An 8,952-nucleotide genomic window follows, 5' to 3' on the forward strand; every position below is an offset into this window, starting at 1 on the left:
CGCTTGGCGAGGTTGCGAGCTTCGGAACCGATTATTTTCTGTTAAAGATAAAATTTCTTGCGAAATGTAAACGTGAATTTACTACAAAATTTGCAATCTTGCCAAACGCCTGTTGTGCGTAGTTTATTACCAATCCATATTTGCAGAATCATCTAGTTTGTTTGTAAGTCTTTCTATGAATTCTTCCATATTTTCAATACTTTCAACAGCTTCTTTATAAACTCCATTTTTCGCTAGAGTTACAATTGTTGGTAAATAATGTTCTTGAGTATAGAGCATAACAGTGTTGTATTTACTTTTCCATAAATATTCAATGAAATTTTCTATTAACTTGATAACTTCCTCATCATTGAAGTTTAGGTTTCCCTGAAAATCATATTTATTTTTAGTTTTATCGTGGCTCATTAATACGGGAACAGCACCAGTTTTTGAATGAAACTGAAAAGCATTTCCATTTTTTCCAAAAGCTCCGTGCGCGACAAAGTTTCTCATTTGTTGTCTTACTAATAAAAGTTCATTGTAAAACTTGCTTTCTTCTTTGTTTGATAAAGGAATTGCAGTAATGAATTTAGTTTTCCATTCAGCTTCGATTAATTTTGAAATTTTTTCTCCGTCTGAAATATTTTGAGCAATTATAGCGATATGAATAAAAAGATGTTCCGTCCAACTAAAGAAAGCTTCAATTGTTGAGATTGCAAGATGGTTAGAGTTTTTTAAAAATTTGTAATCTAATCTGCTTACTACTTTTCCACCATTTGGTAAATTTTTGGTTGTAGTTTTTCCTTTATTTTTTTCGTATTTAGAATATTGTTTTTTGTATAAATCTTTTAAATAATTAAACCTTTCAAATAAATCAGAATTAAAATTATTTACATTGATTTCAGATTTTTTTACACCTTCTTCTGCTACATAATTATAATACAATTTGACTGCTTTAACAGCTCTTATGATTTTGTTTACAATTTCATTTGCTTCTACTTGGTCTTTTTCAATGTCATTTACAAAAATACCAATTCCAAATTTTCTATATTCTATTAAAAACGCTTTACCATTATATTCAATGGGAAAAGACCAAGCTATTTTTTCAAATTTCCCTAAATCTTTGTATTTTAATAAATCTGCAAATAAAAAATATACTAAATAATAATTTGGAAGTCTATTTGTAGTTGGACATCTTTTTGCTGTAAATAAAAAGTTTTTCTCAGCTTTTGTATTTTCATCGATTGATTTAATTGGAGATAAAATCTTTAAAGCGATTTCTTTATATTTTTCAATTTTAGCGTCCATTTTTATCGCGATTTTCTTTTAAATTACGCACAACGTTTTGCGGCTTGGCGAAGGGCGGGATTTTTAGCACTAAAGTTTAAACGAAGTACAAATGTTGAACCTTGCACAAATGTTTCTACGAAGCACGAAACCCCGCCTTTTGCCAAACCGCTGTTAGCAGTAGTGGTTCTTCTTTCGTCCGTCATTTTGATAGTTTTAGAATTTTAAATGCTCCTTGTCCAACGATGAAAAATACAATTGTTCCAACGATAAGGTCAGGATATTTTGAGTTTGTCAAGTAAACAAGTCCGCCTGCTACGATTACTCCAAGATTTACAATTACGTCATTAGAAGTAAAAATCATACTTGCTTGCATATGAGCTTCTTTGCTTTTACTTTTTTGCAGTAAATACAAACAAAGTCCATTACCAATAAGAGCAAGAATTGAAATAATTATCATTGTCTGAAATGCTGGAATTGTTTCCGTTCCAACAAATCGTCTGATAACTTCTATAAAACCAAAAACCGCAAGTGTCAATTGAAAATAACCTGCCGATTTTGCAATATTTTTCTTTCGTGTCATTGTTCCGCCAACTGCAAAAAGTGCAAGTCCGTAAACAATACTGTCGGCAAGCATATCCAAACTGTCCGCTACAAGTCCCATTGAGTTTGAAATAAAACCTGTCGTAAGTTCAAGTGCAAAAAAGAAAAAGTTTATGGCTAAAACTTGCCAAAGCAATTTTCTTTCTCGGTCTGTGTTGTCCGCTGTTGCTGTGTAATTGTCTGCCGAAACGCTATCAATAAGAGAAGTATCAAATTTTAAGTTGTCAAGTCGCTGAAAAATTTGGTCATGGTTTTCTGTGTGAAAAACGGTCAGTTGTCTGTTAGGTATATCAAAGTCCAACGAGTTGATGTTTGTCAAGTCGGCAAGTTTCATCCGTATCATTTGCTCTTCGGATGGGCAGTCCATTTTTGATATTTTAAATGTCGTTTTTCTCATTCTCTATTGTTGTCGGTTGGGTCGTCCTACCATTACTGCTAACGTTTTGTGGCTTGTTTTCAGGTGGCAATTTCAGCACCAAGCCATTACAAATATACACTAATTATTAAATTTTACAACTGCGTTTTCGGATTATCACTAAACCGCCACTTGAAACAAACCACTGTTGTAAAATCGGTTTTATAAGGTTTAACTTGTCCGCCTTTGTTAAGTGTCAAGTAGGTTAAAATTATTTAATTATGAAACGATATTAAAAAACAAAGCTCGCTATAAATAACGAGCAATGTCTGAAAAGATAATAACTAAGTTCGACTTAATTAGTCTTTTTCGATTCGCATACAATTAAGTACACGAATACTAAAGCAATAATTGTTTCCATGTTATCTCAACATTAAAAGTTAAACTTAGATTATCCCAGTAGGCGAGACGCCTTTAAAAACCTCGTTTTTCGGGCGAGGTTTTTATCACAATGAGAGAACCATTTAACATATTGTAAACATGGTTTATTATTAATATTAAATTATTTAATTATGAAAATACTTTTAATTAAGTCTTATAATAAAAGTAAAACTACTTATTCGGTTTATCTATTCCTTTCGTTTTTAAAAAATCCGATAAAACTTTTGGTAATTCACCGTATTTTTCTTGTAAATATTGAAGTACCAAAATACGGTTTTCGTTATCATCTCCATCAGCATCAATCTCGTAAATAGCATCTATTCTATCTAGAATATCTTTATTAGTAGCTAATATGTCGACCAATAAATCTATTACAACTTTTTCAAAAGTTCCATCTCCTGTATTCATTGAGAAATTTGTCATATTTTTGTTTTTTTACGATTTCTGCTAAACTGTTTTACAACGTTTTGCAGCTTGCCGAAGGCGGGGCTTTAGAAGCACCATCTTTCAAGCTACCACTAATGTTTATTCGGAGCCGAAAAGTTTCTGCCACCACGAACGCCCCGCTTTTGGCAAGGTGCTGTTATGTGCTGGTTTTTCTTTTGTAACTGACATTTCTGTCATTTCAGCAAGCTCATTAATTTTCTTGTCGTGTTTTGAATGCCAATAATCGTCTCTTTTGTCTTCCGATACATCATACAAGTCAAATATTTTATTTACTCTATATTTTGTCTCGGTAACATATTCATTAGCTTTTTCTAGCTCACTTTCGAAATGAGTGTGAAACATTAGTCCATAAATTCCGATTGTGATTGCGAATGGGATGCTTCCACATTCTTTTTCTAATGTTAATCTTGCACCGTTAGAATTTTCAATGTCGAGAATAATTGTCCCACTCTCAGAACCTTTTGTCCCAATGGTTTCTCCATTCTCAAAGTCTGACCAGTCACGGTCGAAAAGTTTTTGAAAAAGCAAAGTAGAAATTTCTAGGACCAACTCATTGTCTGTCTGAGTAGCCGATTTAAATGCTCGTGGGAAAATGGATATACCTAGATAAATATTATAATGTAATACAAGGTTGTTACCTTTATATTCAAAGTCCCAATACAACGTGTCGAAATCGTTAAGCTTATTTGAAAATGTTAAGTTAAATTCATTCGATAAAAGGTCAGCAACTGCATAGAATTTGCTAAATTCGCAGTCATCGTCAATTGTTGCTTCTGTCCAACCTTTTTCTGTTACTATTTTTGGTTTCATTGTCTCTCGTGTCGTTCCTTAAACTTGCACATAACGTTCTGCGGCTTGCTCTCAGTGGCGTAAATCCAACACCAAGCCACCACAAATATAACAAAACATTCCATTCAGCAGCGGATTTTCCGCAGGAAAATCCGGAAATAGCCATTGAAGCAAACCGCTGTTATAGCCAGTTTTTATTACAGTTGTTTTATTGTTTCTATTTCTTCCTTGTCAATGTCAAAGTTTAATTTTGCTGTCATATAAATTGGACTATCAATGCCAAATAAATTATTATCAAGAAATTTATTAAAATGCAGAACTCGAAACTCTTTTTTAAATGTCGTAATTGTCAAATTAGCCAAATCAACGATAGCAATTTTCTGATTTCTTTGTTTTGTCCAAATTGGTAATGCAATTTTTTCAGTTATTTCATTCCAAATAATTGGTCCGCCACTCCAATCGTTTAGTTTAATTTTCTTGTCATCATAAATTAAATAACATTCTCCACCAATTGGTGCTCCCATTGCAATTTCATATAGTTCTCCAAATTCAATTTTATATTTTCCATTTGGTGATAATAGGTTCTTGTCAATATTGGAAAAGTTCCAAGGGTTTGGATATTCGTTATTCATAAATCTTTGCTCCTTTAAAAATGTCAGCAAAAGTCGACCAGTCTGGTTTGTCTGCTTTAATATCAAGTTTCATATTGTCGTAATAACCTTGTACGTCTTTTGTGTATGCACTTAATGCTTCCAAAAAGTCAGGTAAAGTTTTGTTTTCCCAATTTTCAGGATTGTCCAAAAAGTCCTTTCGCAATAAGTCAAGGAACTTAATGAAAGTTTGTCTGTCGGTTACTTTAAAGTCGTTAACTGTGTCGTTCATAAAATTGGCTATAACGTTTCGCGGCTTGAAAATGTGGCGACGAGCCAAAACCAAACCAACACAAATATAGAAAAAACTTTAAATTAAACAACCGTGCCATTTCGGATTTTCCCGACACTCGCCATATTTTTAAACCGCTGTTAAATGCAGTATTATATTTTCACGAACAGAAAAATTCAACGCAACGTTTATCCACAAAGTTTGGTTTTCGGTTTCAAATATCACGCAAACTTGATTTGTCACGCAAAGTTTGGTTTCAGTTTTTGATTTCACAGAGAATTTTCCCAAAAAGGATTTTCAGCACAAAGTTTGGTTTCAGTTTTCCATTATCACGCAAGATTTTTCGATTACAATTTTCATTAATTTTCTTGCGAAAAAACAGGAGCGAAGCTTTCTGCGTAAGTTCGGAAAATATATTGCATTTAACGTTCTGCGGCTTGCTCTCAGTGGCGTTGAACCAACACCAAGCCATTACAAATATAACAAAACATTCCATTCAGCAGCGGATTTTCCGTAGGAAAATCCGGAAGTAGCCATTGAAGCAAACCGCTGTTAGCAACAGTGTTTTTTTATCATTTTTGTTTATTTAACTAATAATAAAATCATCATCAGTTTCTATAATTGTAATATCAATTTTTTTATTGTCAATTGTCAAGTTTTGTAATAATTCTGAAAATGAATTAAATAAAAAAGTTAAATTTTTATAATATTTTGTTCCATTTTTTACTGATTCATTATCATGATTCCAAATAAATATTTGTCCAAATTTTTCTTTTGATAAATTCATTACATAATAATCACCACCATTATTATCTGCTATAGGTAAAAACTCATTAGGGATTCTATTTTCTAATGATTTCATTGCCCAAAAAATACTTGCCCAATATTCTTTATTATGAATTCCAAAAAGATAACCAAATGACCATATCTCTTCTTTTTTTCGGTTGTAGATTTTTAATGAATCAAATTTGGTTTTTCCACCATTGTAAAGTTTTAAAAATTTAGAATAATCATCTGGGAGTTCAAACCCAATAATTTTTTGAAAATCTATTATTTTCTTCTCAGTTATTGTACCGAATTCATTTGGAGTAATTATTTCTGTCATTCTAAAGTTTTGGTTCAGCATTGTTGCTAACGTTCTGCGGCTTGCTCTCAGTGGCGTTACACCAACACCAAGCCATTACAAATATAACAAAACATTCCATTCAGCAGCGGATTTTCCGTAGGAAAATCCGGAAGTAGCCATTGAAGCAAACCGTTGTTACCACATGTTTTTTAATTTATCTTTGCTAAAATTATTACCCCAACCATTTTCTTCCGAAAACTTTGAAAATTCAAAAAATTTGATATCGGGGATTTGTTTTATTTCGAGTTTTGCAATTCTCAATACTTCTAAAGTTGGTTTTAGAGAGAATAGACTAAATTTTCCAGTTGCGCCATATAAATTTCCAGTTCCGATTTCAATTACATTTCCAATCATATCGATAAAGTTTTTGTCGAGAGAATTATAGAAAATATACAACTCGTTAAATTCATTAATTGAAAGCGTTTTATAATTAGAAGGATTATTGTCAGGATGTTCTTCTAAAATATTCCAAGGATTTAAATCTTCAATTTTTTCATCCCAAATATCTAATCGATCAGTATTAGTAAACTCCCAAAGAGTTTCCAATATTTTATATATCCATTTATTATCAATATTTTTTTCAAAAGCATATTGTTCAATGCATTTCACACCAAATGCAAATCTACCTCGTATTGAGATTTTTTTTAATTTTTTAGTTATGAAAAAGTTTTGAAACATAGTGCTAAGTAAATATGTGGTAACGTTCTGCGGCTTGCTCTCAGTGGCGTTGCGCCAACACCAAGCCATTACAAATATAACAAAACATTCCATTCAGCAGCGGATTTTCCGTAGGAAAATCCGGAAGTAGCCATTGAAGCAAACCGCTGTTGTAAGCAGTTTTTATCTTCCTACGAAATGTTGGTCTTTCAAATCAGCTGGATATTTAATAGATTTAAGATATTCCCAGTCAACATTTTTTCGAATTTCTTTGAAATCTAATTCGCTTATTTTTTTATAATTAAGAACAAAAAATGTTTCTATAAAGTCTAACATCATTTCACAAAATCCAATAAATTCACCATTTGGGTTATCTTTTATTTTTGAAGCAAAAAATTGAACATTATAACCTTTAATGGCTTCTTTTGAAAATGTATGTGGCGGAAGAATTACTAAACTTTTTTCAATACCGTCAAAACTTTTTATGTGTTCAGGTATATTTTTATAATCACAAGAGTCAAAAAATATTCCGAAACTATGGGTCCATTTACTATTTTCAATTATTTTAAATTTCTTGATTATATTTTCGATTACAAAACCCTCAAAGTATTCCAAAGTTTTATAATGAATAGGTAATGCTTTAACTTCTGTTTCGTCAAAAAGTTCAATAATAAATTTACGGTTCATAGTTTTTCTAAAATTGCTTACAACGTTCTGTGGCTTGCTCTCAGTGGCGTTGCACCAACACCAAGCCATTACAAATATAACAAAACATTCCATTCAGCAGCGGATTTTCCGTAGGAAAATCCGGAAGTAGCCATTGAAGCAAACCGCTGTTGTACAACGTTTTTTATTCTACTTTTTTAATTATTCCATAATCAACTTTTTCCTCAAAATTTGCTTTTGACCTATAAACATAACTTCCATCTTCCAAAACATCAATGATTTGAACGTCAATTTCCTTACCAATCAAATGTTTTAAACGTGGTTCTGTCATTTTTTTATAGGTTAAAACATAATGACAACCAGAAATCCATTTTATATAATAAATTTGTTCGCCTCCTTTGAAAATTTCTCTTTGAACTTTTCTTTTCCGTTTAATTTTGGTGTCTCTATAAAGTACATGTTTGTATTCGTAAATTCCAGTTTTGAATTTTTCGCAAGCTTTACACTCCTCTTCATTTAGGCTTTTATTTTCGTATTTATTATTTATGAATTCAAAAGTTGAATCGTAACAATTATTTTTTAGTTTACTGTCAGGATAATATTGTATTCCGAGAAGATATTGTCGAAGTTGCTCAATATTATACTCATTTTTATATGTTGTTTTGTTCGTAAGAATTGTTACTTGACTAATTTTCGCTTCATTATTCACACAGAAATTTACAGTAACATATTCAATACTTTTTACGTCTTCAACAAAGAATTTTTTCTGCACTTGTCCGAATGTGTTTGTGAAAACTAAAAGTGCTAATAACAATATTATTTTGTTCAATTTTTAGGTGTTTTTAAATGTTGTACAACGTTCTGCGGCTTGCTCTCAGTGGCGTTACACCAATACCAAGCCATTACAAATATAACAAAACATTCCATTCAGCAGCGGATTTTCCGTAGGAAAATCCGGAAGTAGCCATTGAAGCAAACCGGTGTTGGCAACAGTATTTTAAAAATCGTCGAATGTTATTCTTCTATACGAACTAAGAATCTTTTTTTTGTCATCTTCATTAAATTCAAAATCAATTTTTATCAAATTACGTGAAACTGGCATTCTTTCATCTATCATTAATACATCTTCTATTAAATATTCTCCAATTAATCTATTCGAACTTAAGCAACCTGATTGATAATCAACTCGATATATTGTATCGTTGATTGCTTTTAAGGTTAATTCAGTTTTCCATTTAAACTCATTTCGCCTTAAAAGCCCTTCATATGCAATTGCTTTTATTGTTCCATTTGGATATTCAATAAGATTTAAAAGCTCTTTATCAGTCGCATTTTCCATAATCCATCTTCTTCGATTAACTTCCTTTTCTGTTGACATACCATTACCACCAACACCATTTGAAATTCCATGAATTTCAGCAATTTTGATTGAATCTTTTATTTTCCCTCTAATTTCAGACCAGTTAAACGACCATTTTTTTTCATAGTAAGCTGAAAACACTGTAACAATACCGATTCCTATTATTGTAAGAATTGGGATAGCGATTGAAAAACGATATTTTCTATTTTTATACTTATTTTCCATATTGTTGCCAACGTTCTGCGGCTTGCTCTCAGTGGCGTTGCACCAACACCAAGCCTTTACAAATATAACAAAACATTCCATTCAGCAGCGGATTTTCCGTAGGAAAATCCGGAAGTAGCCATTGAAGCAAACCGC

At 31.8% G+C, this 8,952-nt stretch carries 12 protein-coding genes; all 12 read right to left on the minus strand.

Translation table 11 applies throughout. The annotated features are described in order from the left end of the window. Positions 1-126 precede the first annotated feature (126 nt). The gene (locus IM755_RS11010; protein ID WP_194096778.1) at positions 127-1,287 is read right to left on the minus strand and encodes a hypothetical protein; all 1,161 of its coding nucleotides are present in this window, start codon (positions 1,285-1,287) and stop codon (positions 127-129) included. 23 nt (positions 1,288-1,310) lie between these two features. Then, positions 1,311-1,472 (minus strand): hypothetical protein, encoded by a 162-nt coding sequence (locus IM755_RS11015; protein ID WP_194096780.1) that lies wholly within the window; start codon positions 1,470-1,472, stop codon positions 1,311-1,313. Continuing rightward, positions 1,469-2,266, minus strand: a complete 798-nt coding sequence (locus tag IM755_RS11020; RefSeq protein ID WP_194096782.1) for a cation diffusion facilitator family transporter — start codon at positions 2,264-2,266, stop codon at positions 1,469-1,471. The genes IM755_RS11015 and IM755_RS11020 overlap by 4 nt, the downstream gene beginning before the upstream one ends. A gap of 570 nt (positions 2,267-2,836) precedes the next feature. Further along, positions 2,837-3,088, minus strand: coding sequence for a hypothetical protein (locus IM755_RS11025; RefSeq protein WP_194096784.1), 252 nt, complete (start codon positions 3,086-3,088; stop codon positions 2,837-2,839). 102 nt (positions 3,089-3,190) lie between these two features. Beyond that, positions 3,191-3,922 (minus strand): hypothetical protein, encoded by a 732-nt coding sequence (locus IM755_RS11030; protein WP_194096786.1) that lies wholly within the window; start codon positions 3,920-3,922, stop codon positions 3,191-3,193. Positions 3,923-4,098: 176 nt separating this feature from the next. After that, complete coding sequence (locus tag IM755_RS11035; RefSeq protein WP_194096788.1) at positions 4,099-4,533, minus strand: hypothetical protein; 435 nt, start codon at positions 4,531-4,533, stop codon at positions 4,099-4,101. Next, entirely contained in the window at positions 4,526-4,783 is a 258-nt protein-coding gene (locus IM755_RS11040; protein ID WP_194096790.1) for a DUF7660 family protein, read from the minus strand. The genes IM755_RS11035 and IM755_RS11040 overlap by 8 nt, the downstream gene beginning before the upstream one ends. 586 nt (positions 4,784-5,369) lie before the next feature. Further along, entirely contained in the window at positions 5,370-5,888 is a 519-nt protein-coding gene (locus IM755_RS11045; RefSeq protein ID WP_194096792.1) for an SMI1/KNR4 family protein, read from the minus strand. Positions 5,889-6,044: 156 nt separating this feature from the next. Continuing rightward, positions 6,045-6,455: a hypothetical protein gene (locus IM755_RS11050; protein WP_194096794.1), complete on the minus strand. Its 411-nt coding sequence runs from the start codon at positions 6,453-6,455 to the stop codon at positions 6,045-6,047. Between the two features lie 294 nt (positions 6,456-6,749). Then, on the minus strand, positions 6,750-7,346 hold the full coding sequence (locus tag IM755_RS11055) for a hypothetical protein (RefSeq protein ID WP_194096796.1): 597 nt from the start codon (positions 7,344-7,346) through the stop codon (positions 6,750-6,752). A 70-nt stretch (positions 7,347-7,416) separates the two neighbouring features. After that, a complete protein-coding gene (locus IM755_RS11060) occupies positions 7,417-8,061 on the minus strand; it encodes a hypothetical protein (protein ID WP_194096798.1) in 645 nt (214 codons plus the stop codon). 168 nt (positions 8,062-8,229) lie between these two features. Then, the gene (locus tag IM755_RS11065) at positions 8,230-8,817 is read right to left on the minus strand and encodes a hypothetical protein (RefSeq protein ID WP_194096800.1); all 588 of its coding nucleotides are present in this window, start codon (positions 8,815-8,817) and stop codon (positions 8,230-8,232) included. Positions 8,818-8,952: the final 135 nt, after the last annotated feature.

It is taken from the genome of Flavobacterium proteolyticum (assembly GCF_015223105.1).
GTDB classification, from domain to species: domain Bacteria; phylum Bacteroidota; class Bacteroidia; order Flavobacteriales; family Flavobacteriaceae; genus Flavobacterium; species Flavobacterium proteolyticum.

Bases quoted from the DNA above. Each gene is read 5' to 3' on its own strand.
- IM755_RS11020 (WP_194096782.1), bottom strand. From the start codon at position 2,266: ATGAGAAAAACGACATTTAAAATATCAAAAATGGACTGCCCATCCGAA.
- IM755_RS11035 (WP_194096788.1), bottom strand. From the start codon at position 4,533: ATGAATAACGAATATCCAAACCCTTGGAACTTTTCCAATATTGACAAG.
- IM755_RS11025 (WP_194096784.1), bottom strand. From the start codon at position 3,088: ATGACAAATTTCTCAATGAATACAGGAGATGGAACTTTTGAAAAAGTT.
- IM755_RS11030 (WP_194096786.1), bottom strand. From the start codon at position 3,922: ATGAAACCAAAAATAGTAACAGAAAAAGGTTGGACAGAAGCAACAATT.
- IM755_RS11010 (WP_194096778.1), bottom strand. From the start codon at position 1,287: ATGGACGCTAAAATTGAAAAATATAAAGAAATCGCTTTAAAGATTTTA.
- IM755_RS11055 (WP_194096796.1), bottom strand. From the start codon at position 7,346: ATGGAATGTTTTGTTATATTTGTAATGGCTTGGTGTTGGTGCAACGCC.
- IM755_RS11040 (WP_194096790.1), bottom strand. From the start codon at position 4,783: ATGAACGACACAGTTAACGACTTTAAAGTAACCGACAGACAAACTTTC.
- IM755_RS11015 (WP_194096780.1), bottom strand. From the start codon at position 1,472: ATGACGGACGAAAGAAGAACCACTACTGCTAACAGCGGTTTGGCAAAA.
- IM755_RS11045 (WP_194096792.1), bottom strand. From the start codon at position 5,888: ATGACAGAAATAATTACTCCAAATGAATTCGGTACAATAACTGAGAAG.
- IM755_RS11065 (WP_194096800.1), bottom strand. From the start codon at position 8,817: ATGGAAAATAAGTATAAAAATAGAAAATATCGTTTTTCAATCGCTATC.